This is a genomic window from Tautonia plasticadhaerens (assembly GCF_007752535.1).
Taxonomy (GTDB): Bacteria; Planctomycetota; Planctomycetia; order Isosphaerales; family Isosphaeraceae; genus Tautonia; species Tautonia plasticadhaerens.
Map to the genome: position 1 here is coordinate 5,834,667 of NZ_CP036426.1, position 25,575 is coordinate 5,860,241.

Here is a 25,575-nt window from a genome sequence, read left to right on the forward strand (position 1 = left end):
CCGACCGGCCCCGGCCGCGTCCCCCTCCGGGCGATCGGTTCAACCGGGGTGGGGCGCGCCCGGGGTCGGGTCGTCGAGCCCGTCCAGGTACTCCCGGATGTCGGCGATGGCGTGCTCGACCCGCTCCCGGTGTCGTGCCCCGCCCACGCTGTCCAGGTTCTTGAGGAAGAGGTTCAGGAGGTGCCCGGCCGCGACCCGGGGGGACTCCCCCTCCGTCCAGTTCTCGGGGAATTCCCGGTGGTGGACGCAGATGTGGGCCGTCCCGTGGGCCTCGCACGGGCCCTCCGACACGATGATCTGGTTCTGGGTGTGAATCATGGGAGGTCCCTCACGACCGTCGTCGCGTTCGCCCCGTGATCCCCTCCCGGTGCTCCCCCGGGCGACGCGGGCCGAAGTCTCCAGGAGCGGTGAAGGCCGGTCGATCCGATCGTCCGGCACGCACGAGGGGCCGAGACGAAAACGGCCCGCGGGACGCCTCGTGGCATCCTGCGGGCACGCTCGGCCGGTGGCGACGCCCCCTCACGAGCCGCCGCTTCCACCATGCAATTCTAACAGGGGCCGGACCCGAGGCAATCGAATTCCCCGGATGCGTCAACCCGGCTCGACCCGGCAATCCGGGGCCGGGACGTGAGGGGCGTCACCGTCAGGAGCATGCCCCCCCTGCCCGAGGCCGGGGGGGGTGCGAGCATTGCGGGGCGGTCCGGGCGGCAGTACGATGATCCCGACCGGGAGACGCCCGGGCAGGTCCAGGAGAGCCAACAAGTCGCGGCCCCCCGGCGAGCCCTTCGCCATGGGCCCCGGCCGTTGCGGGCAGGGTACGGAGCCGCCCGGATGGAGGAGACGGATCGGGTCGTCGCCCGACACCGAGACCTGAAGCGGTATCTCGACTGGGACGACCGCTCGGACGGCGACCGACTGATCGCCCTCGGCCCGGTGCTCGAGCCCGAGTTCGACGCCCTGATCGACGACTTCTACGCAGAGATCAGCCGACACCCCGATGCCGCCTCGGTCATCACCGGCGGGGACGAGCAGGTCAATCGGCTCAAGCAGTCGCTCCGGGGCTGGCTGGGGGACCTGTTCCGACTCCCCCCCGACGATCGGTACGCCGAGCGTTGCTGGCGGGTCGGCCGCCGACACGCGGAGATCGGCCTGGAACCGGCGTTCGTGATCGCCGCCATGGCCCGCCTGAGATCTGCGCTCGGCCGATCCCTGCGACGGCGATGGGAGGGCGGGCAGGGACCGCTCGCCGAGTCGCTCCGGTCCCTCGACCGGCGGCTCGACCTGGACCTCGCCCTGATCCAGGACGCCTACCAGGCCGAGAACGACGACCGACTCCAGCGGGCCGAACGCCTGGGGACCCTCGGCCAGGTGGCCGGCGGCCTGGCCCATGAGCTCCGCAACCCGCTCAACGTCGTCAAGACCTCGGCCTACTTCCTGACGCACGCGAGGGCGCCCTCCCCCGAGAAGCTGGCCGAACACCTGGAGCGGATCGGCCGGGGGGTCGACCGGGCCGACGCGGTGATCACGGCCCTCTCCAACTTCGCCCGGCTGCCGGCCCCGGAACGCCGGGAGGTCCCCCTGGTCGCCGCCGTCCGGGAGGCGATCGACGCCGACCCGCCGGGCGAGGGGATCGAGCCCCGCCTCGAGGTGCCCGGGGGCCTCGCCGTGGAGGTCGACCCCGGTCAACTGCAGATCGTCCTCGGGAACCTCGTCCGCAACGCCTGCGAGGCGATGCCCGGCGGGGGGACGTTGACCCTGAGGGCTCGCCGCGTCGGCGACGGCCGGGTGGAGCTGGAGGTCGAGGACACCGGCGTCGGCATGTCCCCGGAGCTGCGAGGCCGGGTGACCGAGCCCCTGTATTCCACGAAGGCCCGGGGCCTCGGGCTCGGGTTGTCCCTCACCCGGGCGATCCTGGAGAAGAACGGCGGGTCGCTGCGGATCGACAGCGAGCCGGGCGTCGGGAGCACCTTCACGGTCGCCCTGCCGGAGTCTCGGGACGCCGGAGGCCCCCGGCCATGAGCGAGCCCCCCCCGAACATCCTGCTGGTGGACGACGACGTCGACGCCTGCCGGAACGTCTCGGACATCCTCGGCGACCTCGGCTATCGGGTCGACGTGGCCCACGACGGCCCCGCCGCCCTAGAGCTGGCCCGTGGTCGGCCGTATGACGTCGCCGTGCTCGACTTCCGGATGCCCGGCATGGACGGCGTCACCCTCTCCCGACACCTCCGCAGGCACAACCCCGGCACCGTGGCCCTGATGCTGACCGCCTACGCCAGCCACGACACCGCCGAGGCCGCCCGGACCGCCGGCACCTGGCGGGTGCTCCGCAAGCCGGTCGACATCCCGGCCCTGCTGGGCCTCATCGGCGAGGCGGTCGGCCAGCCCTTGGTCCTTGTCGTCGACGACGATCAGGACCTCTGCGAGAACCTCCGGGACCTGCTCCGCTCCCGGGACTTCCGCGTCTGCACGGCCCACGACCCCCGGGAGGCCGCCTCCCGGCTGGCCGAGGCCCGGTTCCGGGCCGTGCTCATCGACATGAAGCTCCCCGGCGGGGACGGCCACTCCGTGTTCCGGGCCGTCCGCTCGACCGACCCCGACGCCCGGACCGTCCTGATCACCGGCAATCGACCGGAGACCGACCCGATGATCACCGAGGCCCTCTCGGAGGGGGCCGACGCGGTCTGCTACAAGCCGCTCGACCCGCCCGAGCTGCTCGCGTTGCTGGAGCGCCTGGTCGGCGCCTGCCCCCCCCAGTCGAGGTGACGGCCGAGATGGATACGGCCCGACGAGGCACCCCGCCCCCCCAGGTCCTGGTCGTCGAGGACGACCGGGACGCGCTGGCGAACCTCCGCGACATCCTGGAACTGGACGCCTTCGTCGTCGACGCCGCCTCCTCGGCCGCCGAGGCCCTCGACCGGCCGAGCGACCGCTGGTCGGCCTACGGCGCGATGATCCTCGACCGCCGCTTGCCGGACGCCGACTTCGACGAGGTCATGCCCCGACTCCGGGCCCTCGCCCCCGACGCCGAGTTGATCGTCGTGACCGGCCTGGCCGACCTCCGGGGCGCGATCGACGCCCTCCGGGGCGGAGCCTCCGACTACCTCCTCAAGCCGATCGACCCCGACGCCCTCCGGGCGAGCCTCTCCCGGGCGCTGGAGCGTCGGGAGCTGAGGCTGGCCAGGCGCCGCAGCGACGCCGCCTTCCGCACCCTGGTCGAGTCGGCCGAGAGCGTCATCGTCATCACCCGGCTCGACCGCTCGATCGTCTACTTCAGCCCGTTCGCCGAACGCCTGACCGGCTACCCCGCCGGGGAGGTGTTCGGGACGTGTTTCCACGAGCGGCTGGTGGACCCCGAGGACCGAGGCCGGGCCGAGGACGCCCTGAGGCGGCTCCGGGCCGGCGAGCCGGTCCGGGGCCTGGAGGGCCGCCTGCGACGCCGGGACGGGTCGACCCGGTGCCTCGTCTGGAACGCCCGGCTGCTGGACGACTACGAGGGCATGCCGGCGATCCTCTCCGTCGGCCACGACATCTCCGACCTGAAGGAGGCCCAGCAGCGCGCCGTGCAATCCGAGCGGCTCGCCGCCATCGGCCAGATGGTGACCGGGCTCGCCCACGAGAGCCGCAACGCCCTGCAACGAGGCCAGTCCTGCCTGGAGATGCTCGCCCTGAAGGTGGCGGACCGCCCCGAGGCGGTCGACCTGATCAGGCGGGCCCAGAAGGCCCAGGACCACCTGCACCACCTCTTCGAGGATGTCCGCAGCTACGCCGCCCCGATCCGGCTGGAGGCCGGCCGATTCGACCTGCCCTCGGTCTGGAGGGAGGCCTGGTCGTACCTCGACTCGGCCGCCCGCCAGCACTCGGCCACCCTGTCGGAGTCGGTCGACGCCCCGATCACCCGATGCTGGCTCGACCCGTTCCGGCTGGTGCAGGTGTTCCGGAACATCCTGGAGAACGCCCTGACCTCCGGGGCGGGCCCGGTGGCGATCGAGGTGAGCTGCTCCCCCGCCTCGCTGGAGGGGCGGGATGCGTTGCGGGTGGCGATCCGCGATAATGGGCCCGGCCTGAACGCCGAGCAGGTGGAGCGCATCTTCGAGCCGTTCTACACGACCAAGGCCCGGGGCACCGGCCTGGGCATGGCCATCTGCCGGCGGATCGTCGAGGCCCACGGCGGCCGGATCGCCGTCGGCACGCCCGGCGGACCGGGCGCCGAGATCATCCTGACCCTGCCCCGCGAGCCGACATGAACCGATCGCTCCGCATCGTCGTCGCCGACGACGAGCCCGACATGAGGGACTACTACCAGGCCATCCTCCCGGTGCTCGGGCACACGGTCGCTGCTGCCTGTGCCGACGGCGACGAGCTGATCCGACGCTGCCGGGAGGAGCAGCCCGACCTGGTCATCGCCGACATCAAGATGCCCGGCACCGACGGCATCGAGGCCGCCTCCCGGGTCGAGCACGACCGGCCGGTCCCCATCATCCTCGTCTCCGCCTTCCACGACGCCGAGACGATCGGCCGGGCCGAGGCCGACCACGTGCTGGCCTACCTCGTCAAGCCGATCAAGCAGGCCGACCTGGAGACGGCCATCGCCATCGCCCTCCGCCGCTTCGAGCAATTCCAGGACCTCCGCCGCGAGGCCGCCGACCTCCGCCAGGCCCTCGAAGACCGCAAGCTCATCGAACGCGCAAAGGGTGTGCTCATGAAGCGATCCGGCCTGGACGAGGCCGCCGCCTTCCGGCGCCTCCAGAAGCTCGCCAGCGAGAAGAACCTGAAGCTGATCGAGCTGACCCGGATGATCCTCACCGCCGAGGAGGCCCTGGGCTGAGCGGACGCCGATTCAGGTCGCCAGCATCCGGAGCAGCCCCGGCAGCTCGTCGGCCGAGAACTGGGAGCGGATCGCCCCGGCCTCGAAGGCGGCCTTGTTCATCCCGTAGATGATCGACGAGGCCTCGTCCTGGCCCAGGGTCGTGCCGCCGGCCTCGAGGATCTTCAGGCAGCCCTCCACCCCGTCCCGGCCCATCCCGGTCATCATCACGCCGACGGCGTCCGCCCCGAAGACCTCCGCCGCCGAACGGAACAGCACGTCGACCGACGGCCGGTGCCCGCTGACCAGCGGGCCGTCGGACAGGGCGACCCGCGCCATCGGAGGCCGGCCCGAGAGCGACAGGTGGCGGCCACCGGGGGCGATCAGGATCCGGTCCGGCTCGACCCGCTGGCCGTCCGTCGCCTCCTGGACCGAGGCCGGGCAGCTCCTGTTGAGCCGGTTGGCGAAGACTGCGGTGAAGGTCGCCGGCATGTGCTGCACCACCAGGATCGGCGGGAAGGGCGGCTCCAGCCGGGAGAAGATCCGGGTCAGCGTCTGCGGGCCCCCGGTCGAGATCCCCAGCACCACGCACTTGCGGACCGCCCGGGACGAGGGCGACGGGGGGGGCTTCACCACCCCGGCGGGGGCGGCGGCCGTCGGCGACCGCTGGCCCCGGACCTTGCTCTTCGAGGCCATCAGCACCTTGGCCACGAGCAGATCCCGGGCATCCCTCAGCTGCGAGAACCTCGAGCGGTCGGGCTTGGCCAGGAAGTCGACCGCCCCCAACTCCAGCGCCGCCAGGGTCACGTCGGCCCCCTCCTGGGTCCAGGAGCTGACCATGATCACCGGCACCGGGGCGATCTCCAGCAGGCGGGGCAGGACCTCCAGCCCCGAAAGGCCGGGCATCTCCACGTCGAGCGTCACCACGTCGGGCCGGAGCCGATCGGCGAGCTCCAGCGCCTCCTCGCCGTCCCGGGCGACGCCGACCACCTCCAGCAGGGGGCTGGACCGGAGCATCTCGCCGAGCAGCTTGCGGATCAGCGCCGAGTCGTCGACGATCAGGACGCGGACCGGACGGTCGGGCATCATCGCCATCCTCCCGGTTGGGCCGGGTCACGGGCGGACCGGGCGTCGGAGCTTGGTCAGCAGACCCCGCATCCGGTCCCGGTCGAAGGGCTTGACGATGAAGTCCAGGGCCCCGGCGCCGATCGAATCGGCCACCATCTCCTTCTGGTCCAGCGCCGTCACCACGAGGACCCGGGCCTCGGGGTCGTCGGCCCGGATCAGCCGGAGGGCCTCGATCCCCCCCATCTCGGGCATGACCAGGTCCATCGTCACGAGGTCCGGCCGGAGGGAGCGGTACAGCTCGACCCCCTGACGGCCGTCGGTCGCCTCGGCGACGACCTCCCACCCGGCGGAGAGGGCCACGTCCCGGATGATCTTCCGCATGATCATGGCATCATCGACGATCAGCAGTCGGTTCATCGGTCGGCGCCCCCCGGGCTCGTCCTGGAGATTCGGGCCGGCTCAGAGGTCATAGGTCGGCCCCCCGGGGACTCGGATCCGGACGACCCCGGTGGCGAGGTCGACGACCACGTTCCTCCCGCTCGAGCCCCCGGCGTCCCGGCCGATGACGGGGATCCCCATCCCCCCCAGGATACGGTCCGCGGCCTCCACGTTCAGCCGGCCGACGTCGGAGCCCGGCGCCGACTTGAACATCGCCGCCCCGCCGACGACCGAGGCCACGAGGCCCGATCGGCCCGCCCGGCCCCGGAGCCGGTCCAGGTCCGAGAGCATCGCGGGCACGGCCGTGTCGGCGTACTTGCCCGGGCTGTCCGCCCGGCCCCTCGCCTCGGGCAGGACGACGTGGGCCAGCCCGCCGACCCGGGCGGCCCGGTCGAGGACGATGATCGCCACGCACGAGCCCAGCAGCGTCCGGATCGTCGCCGGGGCGGCCGCCACCGCCCACCGGCCGATCATCACCGGGATGATCGTCGGGGATTGCCCCTCGGCCGCCCTGCCGCTCACGAAAGCCCCCCGGCCGGGCGCCCGCCCGGCCCCTTCGGCCCGGGACGCCCCCCCGGGCCCTCGCCCACCCCCAGCGGCCCCAGGCCGCCGGCCCCCGGGACCAGGACGAGGGACCAGCCGTCCTCGATCCCCTCGATCAGGAATCGGGATTCCACCAGGACGATTTGGTCGCTCCGGCTGGCCTGGTCGATCACCGCGGACTGGAGCAGGCTGCCGGCGAAGTCGAGGCGGAACTCCGGGGGGCCGGGCACCAGGGGCTCCCGGTGCTCGATCGAGCCGGCCAGCGCGTTGACGAACGCGCAGGCGACGATGTTGGTCGTCTCCTCGGCCGCCGACCGCTCCAGGTCGCCCCACTCCCGGGCGGTTCCCGGGGGCTGGCCGAGCAGGGCGTCGACCACGGCCAGCGCGGACTCGCCGCCGAAGCCGAGGAGGACGGTCCCCGAGAGGTCCCCGTGCAGCGCCATGCCGCAGGCCGCGACCAGCTCGTCGCCGGGGCCGAGCGCCTCGATCGCCTCGGCCAGGTCGCCCAGTCGGACGCCGCTCACCTCGATCCGGGCCTCCCGGCCCAGCCACCGCGAGAGGGCCGCCGAGGCCGCCTCGGCCCCCTCCCAGATCGCCTCCTCGACCCGGGGAGGGACCGCCTCGCTTCGCCCGCCCTCGACATTCATCCCGTGCCCCCCGTCGTCGCGCGTCGCTGGGCCCCGCCCCCGGTCCGGGTGGACGGGCCCCGGGTCGCCAGCTCGATCAGCGCGTCCACGTCGAGGATCAGGGCCACCCGCCCGTTGCCCAGGATACTCGCCCCGGAGAGCCCCCGCACCGGCCGATAGTTCTTCTCGATCGATTTCAGGACGATCTCCTGGATGCCGATCAGCTCGTCGACGACCAGGCCGACCGTCGCCGTCGAGCTCTGCACCACGACCACCGGCCGGGTGCGGGGGGCCCCCGGCGGTCCGTCCCCGCCCCGGGCCGGGTGCGGCCGCCCTCCCCACTCGAACACGTCGTCCAGGGCAAAGAGGGAGATGACCCGGCCCCGGACCTCGATCGCCCGGCTCCCCTGAACGTCGAGGATCTGGTCGGGACCGGCGTCGACGATCTCCCGGATCTCGGCCAGCGGCAGGGCGTAGATCTCGTCGAAGATGCGGATCAGGAGGCTGGGCATGATCGCGAGCGTCAGGGGGAGCCGGATGGTGAAGGTCGTCCCGCGTCCCGGCTCGGTCCGGACGGCCACCGAGCCGTTGAGCTGCTCGATCCCGTCCTTGACGATGTCCATCCCGACCCCCCGGCCGGAGATGTTCGTCACGGCCTCGGCCGTGCTCAGGCCCGGGTGGAAGATATAGGGGATCACCTCGGCGGTCGAGAGGCGGGCCGCCTCGGCCTCGGGCAGCAGCCCGCGCTCGGCCACCTTCTGCCGGATCCGGTCGACCGGCAGCCCCCGGCCGTCGTCGGCCACCGTCACCACCACGCGGTTCCCCCGGTGTGCGGCGGCCAGCGTCACCCGGCCGGCCCTCGGCTTGCCGGCCCGCTCCCGGGCCTCGGGGGATTCCAGGCCGTGGTCGACCGCGTTGCGGACCATGTGGATCAGCGGGTCGCTCAGCTCGTCGATCATCCGCTTGTCCAGCTCGGTCGCCTCGCCTTGCAGCTCCAGCGTCACCTCCTTGCCCGAGTCGACGGTCAGGTCCCGGACGACCCGCCGGAAGCGCTCGAAGAGCGGCCCGATGGGGACCATCCTCGTGTCGAGCACCCCCTTCTGGATCTGGTCGCAGACCCGGCCGAGCTGGTCGATCGCCTCGGACATCTCCGAGAGGCGGTCCCGGCCGTGCCGGACCCGGTCCAGCTCGGCCCGGAGATCCCGGATGTTCTCGGAGAGCCTGCGGAACTGGGACCGCCAGCGGTCGGCCACGCCCCCCCGGTCCGAGGAGCCGAGGACCGCGTCGAGCCCCTCGGCCAGGCACTCGATCCGGTCCTGCGAGTCGGCCGCCAGCAGCCGGGCGTCGGAGGCCCGGAAGACGTCTTCCAGGCCGACGGTAAGGTCGGCGAACCGGGCGCGGCTGATGACCAGCTCCCCGGCCAGGTTCATCAGCAGGTCCAGCCGCTCCACGTCCACCCGGAGCGTCTCGGCGATCTTCGCCCGCTTGCTCGACCGGCCGACCACCGCCTCGGTCGCCCCGGCGGGCTCGGGGCCGGGGGGCCCGACCCCGGCCCGGCCCGGCGTCGGCATCGGCGTCGGCGTCGGCGACTCGGGGGCCTCGGCCGTCGTCGCCGCGGGGGGGATGCCCGACGACCCGGTGGGCGGCCCGGCCTCCGGGCCCGGCGCGGTGCCGTCGCCGAATCGGATCGAGGCGACGCCGTCCACGTCGGCCAGCGCCCGGAGCTCGTCCCGGTCCGCCTCCGGCTCGACCCAGGCGATGAAGGTCGCCCGGGATTCCACCTCGTCGAGCCGGTCCGCCGGCGGGTCGCTCCCGAGCACCCGGACCCGGGAGGCGAGCCGGTTCAGGATCAGACGGGCCTTCATGTCCCGCCACTGGAGCGTCGGCACGAACTCGACCGTCACGGCGAGGCCCTCGGCCGAGGCCCTGCCCTCCAGCAACCCGGCCGCGTCCCCTGCGGTCCCCTCGTCGGCCGGGGGGCCCTCCCCGGCCGGGGAGCCCTCCCCGGCGATCGGCCCCTCGGCGACCCCGCCCGGGTCCGGGTGCGGAGGCGGGGGCGGTCCCTCGGCCAGCGGGGTCGCCTCGGCCGGGGGGGCGATCTCGTCGGGCTCCGTCCTCGTCCCCGTCCCCGCCCCGTGTCCGGGCCCGGTCGGGACGGCGGGCCCGGGGGGCGAGGCCGTCCGCTCCAGGTAGGCGATGACGAGGTCGACCAGCTCCCCCAGCTCGCCCCCCTCCCCTTCCTCCCGGAGCGCCTTGTGGAAGTCCCGCAGCCGGTCGAGGCAGCGGAAGCTCAGCTCCATCGCCTCGCGGTCGAGGGTCCGCTTGCCGGAGCGGAGCTGGTCGAAAAGCGTCTCCAGGTGATGGGCCAGGCGGTTCACCTGGTCGAACCCCATCACGCTGGAGGAGCCCTTCAGGCTGTGGACGATCCGGAACGTGTCCTGCAAGGCCGGGGCGTCGGACGGGTCCCGCTCCAGCCTCAGCAGCGAGTCGTTCAGCGCCCCCACCTGCTCGTCGGTCTCGTCGAGGTAGTAGGGCAGGAGTTCCGAGAAGTCGAAGCCCGACATCGCGGTCAGTCCCCCCCCGCCTTGCGGTAGAGCCAGCCCTCGACCCGCTCCAGCGGGTCGAGCATCGAGAAGATCCCCTCGGTCGGGCCGACCACCAGGTAGCCGCCCGGCGCCATCGCGTCCAGCACGTGCCCCACCGCCACCTTCTTCGAAGCCGGGTCGAAATAAATGAGCACGTTCTTGAGGAAGATGCAATCGAAGGGGCCGTCCCGCATCGGCTCCAGCAGGTTGTGGCGGCGGAAGGACGCCCTGCGCCGCAGCTCCTCCCGGAGCGAGCGGCGGCCCGGGGGGCCCTCGGCCGAGAACCACCGCCGCAGCACCTCCGGCGTCACCGACCGCAGCGACCGGTCGCCGAAGCTCGCCGCGCGGGCCGACTCCAGCGCGGCGTCGCTGATGTCGGTCCCCAGGGCGTGGAGGGCCCACCCCGAGGGGGGCTGGTGGGCCTCGGCTAACGCGATCAGGGCCGAATACAGCTCCTCCCCCCCGCTGCTGGCGGCCGACCAGATCGACATTGACCGCTCGCGACGGCCCCGGCGGGCCCGCTCGACCAGCTCGGGGGCGAATCGCCCGGCGAGCCATCGGAAGTGGTGCTCGTCCCGGAAGAAGTAGGTCTCCCGGGTCGTCACCGCGTCGATGAACCGGGCCTGCTCGTCCCGGTCGACCCCGGCGGAGAGCCGGGCGAAGTACTCGGCGAACCCGCCGACCCCCGTGGCGACGACCCGGCGTCGGAGGCGGTTGGAGAGCATCACGCGCTTGGTCTCGGGGATCCGGATGCCCGTCGCGCGGTAGATCATCGCCCGGAAGGACTCGAACAGGTCGTCGGGCAGCAAGTCCTGGTTCATGGCGCGTCGACCGCCCCCGATGCGGCCGGGCCCGGGGGGAGGGCGGCACGAACGCCGCCCTCCCCCGGCCGGGCCCCTGCCCGACCGGCCGGCTCAGACCTTGAATCCCGAGGCCGCCTGCCGGAGCGACTCCGCCTGGGCCCCCAGCTCCTCGGCGCTGGCCGACAATTCCTCGGCGCTGGAGGCGTTGGTCTCGGTGATCCCGGAGACGTCCTGGATCGCCTTGGTCACCTCCGAGGCGGAGTCCGACTGCTCGTTGGTGGCCCGGGCGATCATCGAGATGCGGTCGGTCGTCTCCTCCACCCCCTTGACGATGGTGGAGAGCGACTGCCCCGCCTTCTCCGAGAGCCGGGAGCCGTCGGCGACCCGCCGGGACGACTCCTTGATCAACGAGGTGATCTCCTTGGCCGCGGCGCTGGAGCGCTCGGCCAGCTTGCGGACCTCGTCGGCCACGACCGCGAAGCCGAGGCCGTGCTCGCCGGCCCGGGCGGCCTCGATGGCGGCGTTCAGGGCGAGCAGGTTGGTCTGGCTGGCGATCTCGCCGATCACCTGGGTGATGTCGCTGACCTGCTCGCTGGACTTGGAGATCAGGCCCATCGCCTCGATCGCCTGCTCGACGGCCTCGCCCCCCTGCCGGGCCAGGCCCCAGGTCTCCTCAGCTTGCGACCGGGCGGCCTCGGCATTCTTGTTGATCTCGACGATCGCCCGGCCGAGCTGCTCGATCGAGGCCGACATCTCCTCGACCGTCGCCGCCTGGTTCTGCGACGACTCGCTCAGGTAGGTGGCGCTCTCGGCGATGACCTGGGAGCCCTCGGCGAACTGCCGGGTCGAGTCGACGATCTGGGAGATGATCCCCTTCAGGTCGGTGATCATCGCCCCCATCGCGTCGCCGAGGCGGCCGAGGTCGTCGGTGCCGGTCACCGGCACCTTCACCGTGAGGTCGCCGGAGGCCGCCGAGGCGGCCACCTTCATCAGCGCGGTGACCTTCTCCTCCAGATCCCGCTTCTCCTGGTCGCCCCTCGCCTGGCGTTCGACCCGCTCCAGCGCCGAGGAGACCAGCCGGCCGATGCTCCGGAGCACGTCCAGGCGGTTCTCCGACGGGCTGATCCGCTCCCGGGTGAGGAAATCCATGACGCCCACCAGCCGGCCGCCCACTTGCAGCGGGATGGCCACCGCCGAGGCGATGCCGACCCTCCGGGCGACGCCCGCCCGGGGGCAATCGGGGATCTCCGAGAGGTCGGCCGCGAAGTAAAGATCCCGGGTCTCCCAGGCACGGCCGCTGAGCCCCTGGCCGATCGCGTAGCGGGACGCCTGGGTCGCCCTGCGGAACTCCTCGGTTGTCTCGCCCGACTCGACCATGAATTCGAGCGTCCTGCCCTCCCCCTCCCGGTGCCAGAACGACCCGTAGGCCCAGCCGAACGACCCCCGGACCGTCTCCAGGGCCACCCGCACGACCTCCTCGGTCGAGGAGGCGTCGACGAGCCGGGTGAGCATGTAGTTGACGGCGTTGGAGTCGGCCAGCATCTCCGACTCCCGGACCGCCTGGATGTGCTGGTCGGTGACGATCTTCCAGGTCAGCATCGGCCCGAGGTACTCCCCCGCGTCGTCGATGATCGCGCTGGCGACCAGGTCGATGAACTCGGGGCCGATCCGCATCGAGCCCTGGTAGGGCAGATTCGACGGGTCGGCCAGCAGCTTCCGCTGCCGCTCGGGGTCCTTATGGAAGACGTCGATCGGCTGGCCGATCATCTTGTCGACCGGCACCGGCAGGTGCGCCTGGAGCTGGGTGAGCGTCTCGATCGCCTTGGGATTGAGGTACCGCATGCGGAGGTCCCGGTCGGCGACGATCATGTTGATCGGCGCGTTGGAGACCATCCGGGCCAGCCGGGTCGACTCCCGCTGCTGGGCCAGCTTCGTCATCTTGTCGGAGGCGGTCCGGGCGATCGTCCCCAGCGCATCCCGGCGGAGCGGCCCGAACTCGATCGGCTCGGCCGAGGCGAACTCCATGATCCCGGCCAGCTCCCCCTCGCAGGAGACGGGGAGCGCGGCCATGCCCCTGAGCCCGGCGTCCCGGGCCTGTCGGTCGCTCGCCGCCTGCCGGTCGGCCAGCAGGTCCTCGATGAAGACTGCCTCGGACCGCCTCCAGGCCAGGCCGGAGGCGCCCTCTCCAAGCCTCAGTTCCCGCTCCCTGACGAGCTTCCGCATCGGCGGGGGGGTCGACCCGGCCTCCACGGCGAAGACGAGGGACTCGCCCTTGGGGTCGACCTTCCGGAAGCAGGCCACGTCCCAGCCATAGGCCTCCCGGACGGCGGCGAGGGCCTCCCGCATGATCTCCTGGGCGGACTCGGCCCGGACGACGGCGGCCAGCGCCTCGACCATCGCCCGGGTGTCGGCGTCCGAGGCGTCCAGCCGCTCCTGGGCGTCTTCGGCCACGGCGAGCGGGTCGGGCTCGGGCTCGGGCCGGGGTCGCCGGGTGCGGTCCTTGCGTCGGGCCTGGGCGGGCTTCCCGGCGGGACCGGACGGGGGACGGCCCCCCTCGGCCCCGGTCGGCTCCTGGGGGCGGTCGTCGGGCTCGAAGGGGGAGGGGGCGTTGCTCATGGCGTCCGATTCTTGGGTTCGGGGTCGCGGTCCGGGGTCCGGCCTCCTGCCCCGATCGTCGAGTCCGTCAGGGGGTCCGCCCGGGCTCGGGGACGGCCCCGGACCCCGGGCCCGCCGGCATCGGCTCCGCGTCCAGGTCGCCGCAGAGCCGGTCCACGTCCAGGGTGATGACCAGCCGGTCCCCCTCCTTCACCAGCCCCGAGATCGCCGAGACGGCCACGGAGGCGACCCCGGGGGGGGGCGGCTGCACCTGGTCCTCGGCCACCCGCATCACCTGGGAGACCGCATCGACGATCAGCCCCACCGTCCGGCTGCCGACGTTCACCACGACGATCCTCGTCTCGTCGTCGAACTCCCGGGGGGGCAGGCCGAACCGGGTCCGGAGGTTGACGACCGGCAGCACCGAGCCCCTCAGGTTGATCAGCCCCTCGACCTCGGCCGGCGTCTGCGGCAGTCGGGTGATCGGCGTCATCAGGATGATCTCCTGGACGCGACGGATCGCCACCGCGTAATCCGACCGATCCAGCCGGAAGCCGACGAATTGCAGGAGCCTGCCGTCGGCCCGGGGCTGGTCGGGCGAGGGGGTCCGGGCGTCGGCCTGGGTCTTCGCCGGGGCCATCGGGGGGGTCCGATCCGGGTGAGAGGATGGGGAGGGGGCGGCGACTCGACCGTCGGCGACGATCGGCGGCGCCCGGGAAACTCTACACCACGGGCCGGGGCCCGAGCGGGACCGGGCCCGGATCAGCCGGGATCCAGGTGGAGCTGGACGATCGAGAAGTCGTCGTCGAAGCCGGCCTTGCCCGAGAGGGTGCGGATGTGCTCGATCAGCATATCCATGCTCGACCCGGATCGGGCCAGCCCGGTGATGTAGGAGAGGAACTCCTGGAAGGGCCAACGCTCGCCGTCGACCTGCTCGATCTCGAAGACCCCGTCGCTGTAGAGGTAGACCAGCCCCGGCCCCTCGACCCGCTGCTCCCTCGTCTCGAAGTCCAGGCCGTCGAAGGCGCCGACCATCGGCCCGGTCGCCTCCAGCATGATCATCTCCCCGCCGCCGTCGGGGATGAGCAGTGCGGGGGGATGCCCCCCCCCCGAGTAGCGGATCACCCGGTTCGAGGGGGAGTAGACCCCGTACCAGGCGGTGAAGTACTTGTCGCCCTGCCTGGACATCTCGAACCGGTCGTTCAGCGCCGTGATGACCTGGCCCGGCTCCTTGAAGTCGGCCTGGGGGAGCGACTGCGACCGGATCGCGTTGAGGACCGAGACCGACAGCAGGGCGGCGCCGACCCCGTGCCCGACCACGTCGATCAGGTAGAAGGCCAGGTGGTCGTCGTCGACCTGATGGTAGCCGAAGGTGTCCCCCCCCAGGGCGGCCGAGGGGATGAACCGCCAGTCGGCCCGGACCGAGCCGGTCTCCATCGTCGCCGGCAGCAGCGACTGGACGTAGTGGGCCGCCTCGGCCACGTCGTGGGCCAGGGCCTCCTGGCTGGCGACCAGCGCCCGGTACGCCTCGTCGCGCTGGAGCTGGTTGATGTATCCCTTCGAGTGGTGACGGATCCGGGCGATCAGCTCCAGCTTGTCGGGGAGCTTGACGATGTAGTCGTTGGCCCCCAGGGCGAAGGCGTCGGCCTTGGTCTTCGGCTCCTCCCGGGTCGAGAGGACGATGACCGGCACGTCCCGGGTCGCCTCGCTCTCCCGGTAGAGCTTGACCAGGTCGAGCCCGTCGATGTCGGGCAGGACGAGGTCCTGGAGGATGATCGTCGGCCGCACCGCGATGGCGGTCTCCAGGGCCCGGTCCGGCTCCTTGCAGTAGTGGAAGGTCACGTCGGGCTCCTCGGCGAGCATCCGCTTGACCGCCTGGCCGATCAAGGGCTGGTCGTCGATGAGCAGGACCGTGACCGCGTGTTCGCTCAGGCCGGTGGCCATCGTCTCGGGGCCTCTCGGGTCGGCGTCTTCGGGGCGGGCCGTCGGGCGACGCCGCACCGAGTCTAGCCGACCGGGGGATCCGGGCGGAACACGCCACCGACCGATCCGGGGATTCTCGGCGCACGATCGCGCCGATCAGATGACCTGGCGGATCGGCTCGGCCCCCTCCACGCCGACGAGCTTCTGGTCGAGCCCGCCGTAGAAGAAGGTCAGGTGCTCGGGTTCGAGCCCCATCTGGTGGAGGATCGTCGCGTGCAGGTGCTTGACGTGGAAGCGGTCCGAGACGGCCGCCGCGCCCAGCTCGTCGGTCTCCCCCACCGAGGTCCCCCCCCTCACGCCGCCGCCGGCCATCCACATGGTGAAGCCGTAGGCGTTATGGTCGCGCCCGGTCCCCTTCTCGTACTCGGCCGTCGGCTGGCGGCCGAACTCGCCCCCCCAGACCACCAGCGTCTCGTCGAGCAGGCCCTTGCGCTTCAGGTCCTTCAGGAGCCCCGCGATCGGCCGGTCGGTCCGGCCGCAGTGGAAATTGTGGTTCGCCTCGATGTCGGTGTGCGCGTCCCAGTTGTCGTCGTTGTGCGCGCCCCCGGCGTAGAGTTGCACGAACCGCACGCCGCGCTCGACCAGCCGCCGGGCCAGCAGGCAACGCCGGCCGAAGTTGTCGGTCTTCGGGTCGTCCAGGCCGTAGAGCCGCTTCGTCTCCTCCGGCTCGGCGTCCACGTCGGTCGCCTCGGGGGCGGCCATCTGCATCTTGTAGGCGAGCTCGAAGCTGGAGATCCGGGCGGCGAGGTCGGACTGGTCCGCCCGGTCGGCCAGGTGGTCGGAGTTGTAGGCGTTCAGGGTGTCGATCAGGTGACGCTGGGTCGCGTCGGAGACCCCCTCCGGCCGGCCGAGGTCGATGATGGGCTCCCCCTGGGACCGGAGAATCGTCCCCTGGTAGCTGGAGGGCATGTAGCCGCTCGACCAGTTCTTCGCCCCCGAGATCGGCCCGCCGACCGGGTCGAGGCTGACGACGAACCCGGGCAGGTCCTCGTTCTCCGATCCCAGCCCGTACGTCACCCAGCTCCCCAGGCAGGGGCTGCCGCTGAGGATCTTCCCCGAGTTCATCTGCAGCATCGCCGAGCCGTGCAGCGGGCTGTCCGCCGTCATCGACTTGATGAACGCGATGTCGTCCACGCAGGTCGCCAGGTGCGGGAACAGGTCGCTGACCCACTGGCCCGACTCGCCATGCCGCCGGAACCCCCACTTCGGGCCGACGATCCTCCCCTCGTTCTTGGTGCCGCCCCGGCCCTTGGTCTTCACGGCGATCGTCCGGCCGTCGTGCTTGAACAGCTCCGGCTTGTAGTCGAACGTGTCGACGTGGCTCGGGCCGCCGTACATGAACAGGAAGATGACCGACTTCGCCTTCGGCCCGAAGTGCGGCGGCTTGGGCGCCATCGGGTTCACGTAACCGGCCGGGGCCACGCCCTCGGCCCTCGCCCGGCCGGGGAAGAACCCGCCCCGGGAGAGCAGGTCGACCAGCCCGAGCGAGGGGAAGCCCATCCCCGCCTGCCAGAGGAACTCCCGACGCGTCCGGCCGCAGAACGAGCCCCGGGGGCGCGAGTCGTGGTCCATGCCATCCTCCGATTCCGGTGCGGGTCGGCCCTAGGCCCCACGCAGGTCGTCAATCGACGTAGAAGAATTCGTTCAGGTTCAGCGCCAGCAGGCAGAACAGCTCGAAGGCCCGGTCGGGCCCGACCTCGTCCTCGGCGGCCGCCCGATCGATGAAGGTGACCCCCCGGGCCACCTCGCCCTCGGTCGGCGACCGCTGGGTCACCAACCGCAGCACCCTCCGGACCCGCTCCCCCGGGGCCTGCCCGCATTCCCCCCGGACCCGATCGGCCAGGTCCCGGGCCTGGGCGTTGAGGAACTCGCCGTTCAGCGTGCTCAGGGCCTGGGTCGGCTGCGTGGTGGCGAATCGGACCGGGCAGGAAAAGTCGGTGTCGGCAGAGTCGAAGCTGGCCAGGATCGGCGTGACGAGCGACCGCTTCACGTGGATGTAGACGCTCCTCCGGGCCCGCTGCCCGGCCGGGGAATCGCCCCAGCCCTCCCCCGGCCTCGACTGCCCGGCGAGGTACGCGGCGGGGATCTCCGAGTAGTACCCCGGCCCCCCCATCTCCGGGTTCAGCGCCCCGGTGACGGCGAGCATCGAGTCCCGGATCTCCTCGGCCGACAGCCTCCTCAGGTCGAACCGCCAGAACAGGTCGTTCTGCGGGTCGACGGCCAGGGCCTCCGGATCCCCCGCCGAGGACATCCGGTAGGTCCTCGACATGACGATCCGCTTGTGCAACGGCTTCAGGCGCCAGCCGTCGGCTACGAACTCGGCGGCCAGCCAGTCGAGCAGCTCGGGGTGCGTCGGCGCGGACCCCTGCACGCCGAAGTCGCTGGGGGTCCGCACGATGCCCCGGCCGAAGTGGTAGTGCCAGACCCGGTTGACCATCACCCGGGCCGTCATCGGGTTCTCCGGGCTGGCGATCCAGTCCGCCAGCGCCCGACGCCTCCCCGACGTCGACGCCCCCGCCGAGGGCCCCGGCAGCAGCGGGTCCGCCGCCCCCAGGACCTCGGGGAAGCCCGGCTCGACCGGGTCCCCTTGCGCGTGGGCGCTGCCCCGGATCAACAGGTACGACTGCGGCGCCTCCGGGCCCGGCTCCCTGGCGCTGAGCGCCGTCGGCAGCGGGGGGACCGGCGGGATCGCCCGCCATCGCCCGATGAGCGACCGGTACCGGGCCAGCTCGACGGCCGACAGCTCCGCCTCGGCGATCCCGTCCAGGACGTGCCGACGCTGCTCGAACGAACCCCGCTCCAGGTTCGATCGCCTCGGCTCGGGGACCGCCGCCAGCAGCGTCTGCTCGATCGGCGCCAGCTCCTCGTCGATTGCCTGCTCCCGCCCTCGCCGATCGGCCACCGCCCGAGCGTGATCGGCCCGCTCCCCGGGGGAGGCGATCTCCGTCAGGATGTGGTCCGGCTCGTACGAGTACGGCTCCAGGTTCGAGACGAAGGCGAGGAACCGGTAGTAGTCGCGCTGGGGGATGGGATCGATCTTGTGGTCGTGGCAGCGGGCGCAGTTGATCGTCAGTCCGAGGAACGCCTGCGAGGTCGTCGAGACGATGTCGTCCAGCTCGTCGAACCGGGCCTGGAGCGGGTCGGTCGGCTCGTCGTCCCAGGCGCCCAGCCGATAGAAGCCGGTGGCGATGATCGACTCGGCCGTCGGCCCGTCCAGCTCGTCCCCGGCCAGCTGCTCCCGGACGAACCGGTCGTACGGGGTGTCGTCGTTGAACGCGTCGATGACGTAGTCCCGGTACCGCCAGGCCGACGGCTTGTCCCGGTCGCGCTCGAAGCTGTTCGTCTCGGCGAACCGGACCACGTCGAGCCAGTGCCGGCCCCACCGCTCGCCGTAGTGCGGCGAGGCGAGCAGGCGGTCGACCAGCGCCTCGTACGCCCCGGGGGACTCGTCCGAGAGGAACGCGTCCACCTCCCCCGGCGTCGGCGGCAGTCCGGTCAGGTCGTACGAGAGCCGGCGGATCAACGTCGCCCTCGACGCGTCCGGCGCCGGCCCCAGCCCTTCCTGCTCCAGGCGATCGAGGACGAAGGCGTCGATCGGGTCGAGCACCCAGTCCGGGTCCTCGACTTCCGGCACCTCCGGCCGCTCGACCGGCCGGAAGGCCCAGTGCGCGCGATCGGCCTCGGTGACCCGGGCCCGGTCGTCGACCTCGGCCGGGGGGGCGGGCGCGGTCGCGTCCGCCGGGTCGTCGCCGTACGGGGCGCCCATCTCGACCCATCGGGTCAGCACGTCGATCGCAGCCGGGTCGAGCTTGCCGGATGGGGGCATCTCGACGAGCCCCTCGTAGGAGATCGCCTCCAGCAGCAGGCTGGCTTCGGGGAACTCCTCGTCGATCGCCGGCCCGAAGTCCCCACCCTCCAGGGCGCCCGCCCGGGAGGTGAGGTCGAGGCCCCCCCGGATCTTCTCCCCGCCGCCGTGGCAGTCCAGGCAGTGCCGCTCCAGGATCGGCCGGACCGACCCTTCGAAGAAGGTCACCCGTTCCGCCGGGGCCGGGCCGGGGGCCGGCGGTTCCTGGGCCTGGATCGGCGCCGAGGCGAGGATCCCGAGGGAGGCGATCAGGCCGATGCTCGTCATGGGGCGGCATCCCGGCGATTCGAGGTGGGCGGGGTCGGGGCGTCGTACCCTTGTTTAACCTAACGAGATGCGTCGCCGGGGTCAACCACGCCCGGGCCCGCGCGGCCCCCGGCCGGCCGCCTCAGACGAGGTACGTCCCCCGGAACTCCTTGAGCCAGGAGAGCAGCGGCTTGGGCCCGTGGTCGGCCCGGAAGAGCCCGGAGTGGGGGAAGAGGTGGGGGGCGGCATCGGTGGCGTGGGAGACGATCACCGCCCGGACGTACGGCTTGGCCACGGCGAGCGCGATCCAGCGCGAGGCCAGCTCGCGCTGCATCGCCTCGGTCGGCGGGGAGGCCCACTGGCGGGGGTCGACCTCGACCTTCGGGTCGGCGTTGGGGTCGGGATCGGCCGACGAGGGCACGGCGATCGTCACGTAGAGCGGCTGGTTCAGCAGGGCGAACAGGTCGAGCATCCGCGAGAACTCGAAGAGGTCCCGCATGTGGCTGCCCGGGTTGCCGTAGCCGGGCGCCACCTCCAGGCCGACGCCCGCCAGGCCGATCTCGGCCCGGGAGAGCGAGTCGGCCACGTGCAGGGGGCCGATCCGGTAGGGGCTCGTCCCCAGCCATTCGGCCCAGGGCCGGTCGAAGTCGACGATCAGGGGGGTGACCGGGTCGATCTGGTGGGCCACCTGGGCGCACCGGGCGGTCAGCCGGATCTGGTCCTCCTCGCTCATCCCCAGCACGTCCGTCGACGCCGGGCGGGCGACCAGGTGCCAGTTCCCCAGCTTCCCCTTGTAGCGGGTGACGGCCTGCCGGACCAGGTCCAGGGCCATCGAGCCGATCGCCTCCACGTCCCCGGCCCAGAGCCAGAGCCAGTCGGGCAGGGCCGAGGCCCGGAAGTCCAGCAGCGGCCCGGCCATCGGCAGCAGGTCGTTGGCCTGGCACCAGGCGATCCGGGCGTCCAGCGCCTCCCATCGGAACCGCCCCTCGGTCGGGGCGAGCTCGGCCCAGGAGCACTGGAGCCGGGCGGCGTTGATCGCCCCGGCCAGCGACTCGGCCCAGGGGGCGCCGGTCGGGTCGGCGTTGATCCCGCAGGCCAGCAGCGTCGGCAGGCGGGAGGCGTGCTCCAGCCGCTTGCGGATCACCTGCGAGGTGTAGGCGGCCGTCAGGCCCTGGCCGGCCCGGAAGGAGGCGGTCAGACTCGCGCGGGCCGACTCGGTCGCCAGGGCCGGGTCGTCGGTCGTGGCCGCCCGGGCGAAGGCGTGCCGGGCCTCGGCCAGCGGGCGCTCGACGTCCCGGGGCAGTTGCAGGCCGAGGTGCCTCCAGTCCCCCGCCTGGCCCCGGATGTCGTTCAGCTTCCCCCGGGCCAGCTCCACCGCCAAATCGAACGGGGAGGAACGCTGCGGCAGGGTCGCGGTGCTCACGAACGGCATCCCGAACCCCTCGACCGGGAACGGGACGTGCAACCGGCCGCTGTCGGGCGAATCGCGCTGGCAGACGAGCATCCCGGGCCGCAGCTCCAGCCCGACGGCCTCCGGGGTCCGGTCGAGGCCGGTGAAGTAGCCTCGGCGCAGCTCGGGCAGCCGCTCGGACAGTTCGGGAGGCGTCAATCGGAACTTCAATACGCCCATCGTCCAGTCCTGCCCTGCCGTTCGCCTCGCCCCCGAACGGGGGCGGGCTTCGCCCGAGATCGTCCTTGCCTGGCTGATGCGACCGCCCCGCTCCCGGCCCCCGATCGGCTCACGCCTCGGGGGGAGCGGCGGCCGTCCCCGGGATCCGTCGAATCCCGGCCCCCCCGACCGCCACCCGGTCGCCGACGACCGGGACGCCGGACCGACTCAGGATCGGCCGGCCGATCCCGATTCCCCGACCTCGGGCCGGGATCCGGGAGAACCCGGTCGGCCGGTCGGTGTCGCCCGCGGGGGGTGGAGATTCCTGCTCATCCCGGTCCGAATCCTCGAGTTCGCGGGCCGAATGCCCCCTCCTCGCCCGCCGGTCCGACCTCGACCGGCCGCGACGGGCGGCCGGAACGGCCGAACCGTCCCTCGGGTTCGATCCCGTCTCCGGGATCGATCGGCGGATGGTGAGGCGTCCGTCCAAAGGCGACTCCGGTCGAGGTGTGAAGGCGAGGCGGGGGCGACCCGATCGGGTCTCATCCCCAATCCTATCACCCTCCGGTGCGCCGTGCCCAGCACCAGGCATGCGAAACTCGCGCCGGGCGTGGCGGCGACCGCCAAGGTATCATGTCCCCCGGAGGCCCCGCGGTCGGTCGAGCCCGGCCCGGACCCCGCCCTCGGATCGGATCCCCGGCTTCGCCCCCCAAGAGTCCTCGACATGCCCACCGCCCTGATCGGCGCCGGCCCGATCCGAAATCGGCCCGGCCCCTTCCGAGAGTTGCTCCACCGGGCCGGATTCCGGACGATCGACCCCGAAGGCGGCGACGTCCTGCCCGAATCCTCGCTCCGGGAGGCCCTGCCCGGGTGCGAGGCGATCGTCGCCGGGGGCGAGCGGCTCCCCGCCGACCTGATCGCCGCCTGCCCGAGGCTCCGGGTGATCGCCCGGACCGGGGTCGGCTACGACGCCGTCGACGTGCCGGCCGCCACCGAGCGGGGGGTCGTCGTCACCATCACCCCGGGCACGAATCAGGAGAGCGTGGCCGAGCAGGCGTTCGGCCTGCTGCTGGCCGTCACCCGGCGGGTCGCGCTGAACGACCGGCTCATCCGGGCCGGGGGCTGGGACCGGACCATCGCCCTCCCCCTGCGGGGCCGGACGCTCGGCCTGGTCGGCCTCGGCCGGATCGGCCGGGCGATGGTCCCCCGGGCCCGGGCCTTCGGCATGCGCGTGCTCGCCTTCGACGCGGTCCCCGACCCCGCCTTCGACGCCGAGCATCAGGTCGGCCGGCGATCGCTCGACGACCTGCTCGCCGAGTCCGACGTGGTGAGCCTGCACCTGCCCCTCACCGCATCGACCCTGGACCTGATCGACGACGCCCGGCTCTCCCGGATGAGGCCCGGCTCGATCCTCCTCAACACCGCCCGGGGCGGCCTGGTCGACGAGTACGCCCTGCATCGGGCACTCCTCTCCGGGCACCTCGCCGGGGCCGGGCTCGACGTCTACAAGGTCGAGCCCCCGCCGCTCGACCACCCGCTCGTCGCCCTGCCGAATGTCGTCTCCAGCCCCCACATCGGCGGCGTCGACACCCTCTCCATGGCCGACATGGCCGAGATGGCGGCGCGGTGCATCGTCGACCTGAAGGAAGGCCGATGGCCCGCCGACTGCGTCGTCAACCCCGAGGTCGGGCCGGGCTGGGCCTGGTGAGCCGATCCCGAGGCCCCGATGGGACCAGGATCGCCGAGCCGATCGGGGAGGAGACCGGGGCCATGCCGACCGGCCCCCTCGTCACGTCCCCCCCCGGAGGCCGGACACCGATTCGAGGACGAGGTAGACCGCATACACCAACGCGGGTCCGAGTACCACGAGGGCGACCAGGACCCCGACGAGGATGACCAGCACGCGAACCACAGCGAGAAACCGGATCGATGCCTCCCCTCTCCCCGGGTGCCGTCGGCCCCCTCAGGGGGACCGGGTCGGGGACGAGCGGGTCGTCCCGCCCGTAGTCGACTGACCGCCCGAGTCCCAGATCAGGAACGCCCCCAGGAAGAGCATCGGGGCGGAGACGGGCAAGATCAACGCGAGCGACCAACGGAAGGCATGCGCGAGGCGCCCAGGGCCCCCCGACCACGCCTCCGGGGGAGTGGTCATCAGCTTGGCGGCCGCGATCGCCGAGACGACCGCCGCGATCAGCAGCAATGCGCCCCCCACTCGGGGACTTCGGAGCGCGACCAGGGACGCCGGCAGGAGTGCCAACGGGCCGGAGAACAGGAAGATCATCGCCCATGCGGCCCAGTCGCCCGGCCCGGCCAGCGGGCTGTAGCCACCGCTCGCCGCCCCGCTGGCGACGACCAGGCCCCCGAAGAACTCGACGGCCCCGAGGAAGATCGCCAGGCTGATCAAGATCGCCCGGGCGAGGCCGTCCCGCCGGTCCTGGTCCATGGTTCGCTCCCGACCCGGGCCGTGTTCCATCCATCCCCACCGAACCCGGTCCCGGATCCTCGAAGATGCCCGGAACGTGGGACGTCCGAGGAGGCCCCTCCTCGAGGGGCGGGGCGGTCGCCCGGAGCCGAGGCCCGGGGGGCCGAGTCACCGAGGTCCCTTCCCGATCGGTCGGCGGGAGGAACGCGAGGCGGCCCGCCGGGATCGGTTCTCCCGGGGGCCGCTGAGATGGGGTCGAGGCTCGGGCGCGGCGATCGCCTGCTCGGCCCGGCCGTCAGACCTGGAACGAGCTGCCGCAGCCGCAGCTCTTGGCGACGTTCGGGTTGTTGAAGGCGAACCCGCGGCGGCCGAGGTCGTCGATGAAGTCGATGACCGTCCCGTCGAGGTACGGGTCGAACTTCTTCTCCATCGCCACCCGGACGCCGTGGTACTCGGCGACCCGGTCCTTCTCGCTGGTCTCGGCGTCGAAGTTCAGGCTGTAGGAGAAGCCGCTGCAGCCGCCGCCCTGCACGCCGATCCGCAGGACCAGCTCCTGGCCGTTGCCCTGCTCCTCGATGATCCGCTTGACCTCGCCGGCCGCCTTCTCGGTGAGCGTGACACTCATCGGGTTCGAGCTCCTGATCTGGACGGTTCGATTCGATATCGGTGGGAGGGAGGGGGAGGCCCGCCGCCGCGTCCGGCCGCCTCCTCGGATCCCTCGACGACACTATTCTACGCGGCCGCCCGGCGATCACAAGCCTTGATGCCCGACTTTGGACGGACGAACACCCTCCGGGCCCCCCCCGGCCCGGAGCCGCCGGACCGCCTCGGCGATCAATCGGCCCGCCCGATCGACCTCCCCCTCTGTGGTGAACCGCCCCAGGCCGAACCGCAGGGTCGCCCCGGCGAGCCGCTCCCCGACCCCCATCGCCCGGAGGACGTGGCTCGGACCCGGTTCGGCCGACGAGCAGGCCGCGCCGGGGCTCGCCGCGACCCCCCGGATCGCCATCAGCAATGCCTCTCCCTCCACCCCCTCGAACCCCAGGCTCAGGTTGTTCGGCAGGCGGTCGGCCTCGCGACCGTGGCGACGAATCCCTTGATCCTCCAGGAGATTGCGGATCGAATCCTCCAGCCGGTCCCGGAGCCTTGCCATCCGGATCGCGTCTGACGGGCCCTCCTCGGCGGCCAGCTCGGCGGCCCTCCCCAGCGCCACGATCAGCGGCACCGGCAGCGTCCCGCTCCGCAAGCCCCGCTCGTGCCCCCCGCCGTCGACCAGCGAGACGAGGCGGGCCCGCGCCCCCCGACGCCGGACGAACAACGCGCCGATCCCCTTCGGCCCGTGGAACTTGTGGGCCGTGAGGCTGAGCAGGTCCGCCCCGACTTCCTCCAGGTCGACCGGGATCTTGCCCACGGCCTGGGAGGCGTCGGTGTGGAAGGTCACCCCGCGCTCCCGGCAGAGTCGGCCAATCTCCCGGATCGGGTTGATCGTGCCGACCTCGTTGTTCGCCGCCATCACCGAGACGAGCGCCGTCCGGTCGGTGATCGCCTCGGCGACCGCCTCCGGCGAGATCCGCCCGTCCGGGTCGCAGGGGACGACCGAGAGGGACCAGCCCTCCTCCCGGGCGAGCCTCCGCATCGGGTCGAGGACCGCCCGGTGCTCGACGGCCGAGCAGACGAGGTGCCCCCCCTGCCCCCGATGGGCCCGGGCCGTCCCCTTGATCGCCAGGTTGTTGGCCTCTGTCGCCCCGGAGGTGAAGACGATCTCGGGGGGCTCGGCGCCGATCAGCCCGGCGACCTGCTCCCGGGCCCGGTCGACCGCGTCGCCCGCCTCCCAGCCGAAGGCATGGGAGGCGCTGGAGGCGTTGCCGTACCGCTCGGTGAAGTAGGGGAGCATCGCCTCGACGACCCGGGGGTCGACCCGGGTCGTGGCGTGGTTGTCCAGGTAGATGACCTCGTCGGGCACGAGTCGGGCCTCCCGAGCGGTCC

22 protein-coding genes are annotated in these 25,575 nt (G+C 72.6%); 5 read left to right on the plus strand and 17 right to left on the minus strand.

All coding sequences use genetic code 11. The annotated features are described in order from the left end of the window. Window positions 1–39: 39 nt before the first annotated feature. Window positions 40–318 carry a hypothetical protein gene (locus tag ElP_RS23290; RefSeq protein WP_145273767.1) on the minus strand — a complete coding sequence of 93 codons (279 nt, stop codon included), beginning with the start codon at window positions 316–318 and terminating at the stop codon, window positions 40–42. Window positions 319–831: 513 nt separating this feature from the next. Between ElP_RS23290 and ElP_RS23295 the strand changes: the two genes are divergently transcribed. From ElP_RS23295 to ElP_RS23310, 4 genes are read left to right on the plus strand one after another with little or no spacing between them, the layout of a single operon-like run. Next, window positions 832–2,019, plus strand: coding sequence for a sensor histidine kinase (locus ElP_RS23295; protein ID WP_197446305.1), 1,188 nt, complete (start codon window positions 832–834; stop codon window positions 2,017–2,019). Continuing rightward, window positions 2,016–2,765: a response regulator gene (locus tag ElP_RS23300; protein WP_145273774.1), complete on the plus strand. Its 750-nt coding sequence runs from the start codon at window positions 2,016–2,018 to the stop codon at window positions 2,763–2,765. The genes ElP_RS23295 and ElP_RS23300 overlap by 4 nt, the downstream gene beginning before the upstream one ends. Window positions 2,766–2,773: 8 nt before the next feature. Further along, window positions 2,774–4,246, plus strand: coding sequence for a hybrid sensor histidine kinase/response regulator (locus ElP_RS23305; protein WP_145273777.1), 1,473 nt, complete (start codon window positions 2,774–2,776; stop codon window positions 4,244–4,246). Further along, a complete protein-coding gene (locus ElP_RS23310) occupies window positions 4,243–4,827 on the plus strand; it encodes an ANTAR domain-containing response regulator (RefSeq protein WP_145273780.1) in 585 nt (194 codons plus the stop codon). Before ElP_RS23305 ends, ElP_RS23310 begins: the two co-directional genes overlap by 4 nt. A gap of 12 nt (window positions 4,828–4,839) precedes the next feature. Here ElP_RS23310 and ElP_RS23315 read toward each other — a convergent pair whose 3' ends face one another. The 12 genes from ElP_RS23315 to ElP_RS23370 all read right to left on the minus strand — a co-directional run bounded on the left by ElP_RS23315 (window position 4,840) and on the right by ElP_RS23370 (window position 21,188). Then, the gene (locus ElP_RS23315) at window positions 4,840–5,895 is read right to left on the minus strand and encodes a protein-glutamate methylesterase/protein-glutamine glutaminase (protein WP_197446306.1); all 1,056 of its coding nucleotides are present in this window, start codon (window positions 5,893–5,895) and stop codon (window positions 4,840–4,842) included. A gap of 24 nt (window positions 5,896–5,919) precedes the next feature. Then, window positions 5,920–6,291: a response regulator gene (locus ElP_RS23320; RefSeq protein ID WP_145273786.1), complete on the minus strand. Its 372-nt coding sequence runs from the start codon at window positions 6,289–6,291 to the stop codon at window positions 5,920–5,922. Between the two features lie 42 nt (window positions 6,292–6,333). Next, window positions 6,334–6,834 (minus strand): chemotaxis protein CheD, encoded by a 501-nt coding sequence (locus tag ElP_RS23325; RefSeq protein ID WP_231749228.1) that lies wholly within the window; start codon window positions 6,832–6,834, stop codon window positions 6,334–6,336. Beyond that, the gene (locus tag ElP_RS23330; protein ID WP_197446307.1) at window positions 6,831–7,502 is read right to left on the minus strand and encodes a chemotaxis protein CheC; all 672 of its coding nucleotides are present in this window, start codon (window positions 7,500–7,502) and stop codon (window positions 6,831–6,833) included. Before ElP_RS23330 ends, ElP_RS23325 begins: the two co-directional genes overlap by 4 nt. Further along, window positions 7,499–10,045 (minus strand): chemotaxis protein CheW, encoded by a 2,547-nt coding sequence (locus tag ElP_RS23335; RefSeq protein ID WP_145273789.1) that lies wholly within the window; start codon window positions 10,043–10,045, stop codon window positions 7,499–7,501. The genes ElP_RS23330 and ElP_RS23335 overlap by 4 nt, the downstream gene beginning before the upstream one ends. Window positions 10,046–10,050: 5 nt before the next feature. After that, on the minus strand, window positions 10,051–10,887 hold the full coding sequence (locus ElP_RS23340; RefSeq protein ID WP_145273792.1) for a CheR family methyltransferase: 837 nt from the start codon (window positions 10,885–10,887) through the stop codon (window positions 10,051–10,053). 93 nt (window positions 10,888–10,980) lie between these two features. Then, window positions 10,981–13,485: a methyl-accepting chemotaxis protein gene (locus ElP_RS23345; protein ID WP_145273795.1), complete on the minus strand. Its 2,505-nt coding sequence runs from the start codon at window positions 13,483–13,485 to the stop codon at window positions 10,981–10,983. 67 nt (window positions 13,486–13,552) lie between these two features. Beyond that, window positions 13,553–14,104 carry a chemotaxis protein CheW gene (locus ElP_RS23350; protein WP_145273799.1) on the minus strand — a complete coding sequence of 184 codons (552 nt, stop codon included), beginning with the start codon at window positions 14,102–14,104 and terminating at the stop codon, window positions 13,553–13,555. 122 nt (window positions 14,105–14,226) lie between these two features. Then, complete coding sequence (locus ElP_RS23355; protein WP_145273801.1) at window positions 14,227–15,408, minus strand: fused response regulator/phosphatase; 1,182 nt, start codon at window positions 15,406–15,408, stop codon at window positions 14,227–14,229. Between the two features lie 135 nt (window positions 15,409–15,543). After that, window positions 15,544–17,019: a DUF1501 domain-containing protein gene (locus ElP_RS23360; protein ID WP_145273803.1), complete on the minus strand. Its 1,476-nt coding sequence runs from the start codon at window positions 17,017–17,019 to the stop codon at window positions 15,544–15,546. Window positions 17,020–17,068: 49 nt separating this feature from the next. Continuing rightward, a complete protein-coding gene (locus ElP_RS23365; protein ID WP_145273806.1) occupies window positions 17,069–19,579 on the minus strand; it encodes a PSD1 and planctomycete cytochrome C domain-containing protein in 2,511 nt (836 codons plus the stop codon). A 121-nt stretch (window positions 19,580–19,700) separates the two neighbouring features. Next, window positions 19,701–21,188, minus strand: coding sequence for a glycoside hydrolase family protein (locus tag ElP_RS23370; RefSeq protein ID WP_145273809.1), 1,488 nt, complete (start codon window positions 21,186–21,188; stop codon window positions 19,701–19,703). A 703-nt stretch (window positions 21,189–21,891) separates the two neighbouring features. Here ElP_RS23370 and ElP_RS23375 point away from each other — a divergent pair. Then, on the plus strand, window positions 21,892–22,875 hold the full coding sequence (locus ElP_RS23375; RefSeq protein ID WP_145273812.1) for a phosphoglycerate dehydrogenase: 984 nt from the start codon (window positions 21,892–21,894) through the stop codon (window positions 22,873–22,875). An 81-nt stretch (window positions 22,876–22,956) separates the two neighbouring features. Here the strand turns inward: ElP_RS23375 and ElP_RS40750 are convergent, their stop codons facing one another. The 4 genes from ElP_RS40750 to ElP_RS23390 all read right to left on the minus strand — a co-directional run bounded on the left by ElP_RS40750 (window position 22,957) and on the right by ElP_RS23390 (window position 25,552). Further along, entirely contained in the window at window positions 22,957–23,079 is a 123-nt protein-coding gene (locus tag ElP_RS40750) for a hypothetical protein (RefSeq protein WP_261344373.1), read from the minus strand. Between the two features lie 51 nt (window positions 23,080–23,130). After that, a complete protein-coding gene (locus tag ElP_RS23380; RefSeq protein ID WP_145273815.1) occupies window positions 23,131–23,610 on the minus strand; it encodes a hypothetical protein in 480 nt (159 codons plus the stop codon). Window positions 23,611–23,884: 274 nt separating this feature from the next. After that, window positions 23,885–24,214, minus strand: a complete 330-nt coding sequence (locus ElP_RS23385) for a HesB/IscA family protein (protein ID WP_145273818.1) — start codon at window positions 24,212–24,214, stop codon at window positions 23,885–23,887. 126 nt (window positions 24,215–24,340) lie between these two features. Beyond that, window positions 24,341–25,552 (minus strand): cysteine desulfurase family protein, encoded by a 1,212-nt coding sequence (locus tag ElP_RS23390; protein WP_145273821.1) that lies wholly within the window; start codon window positions 25,550–25,552, stop codon window positions 24,341–24,343. Between the last annotated feature and the right edge of the window lie 23 nt (window positions 25,553–25,575).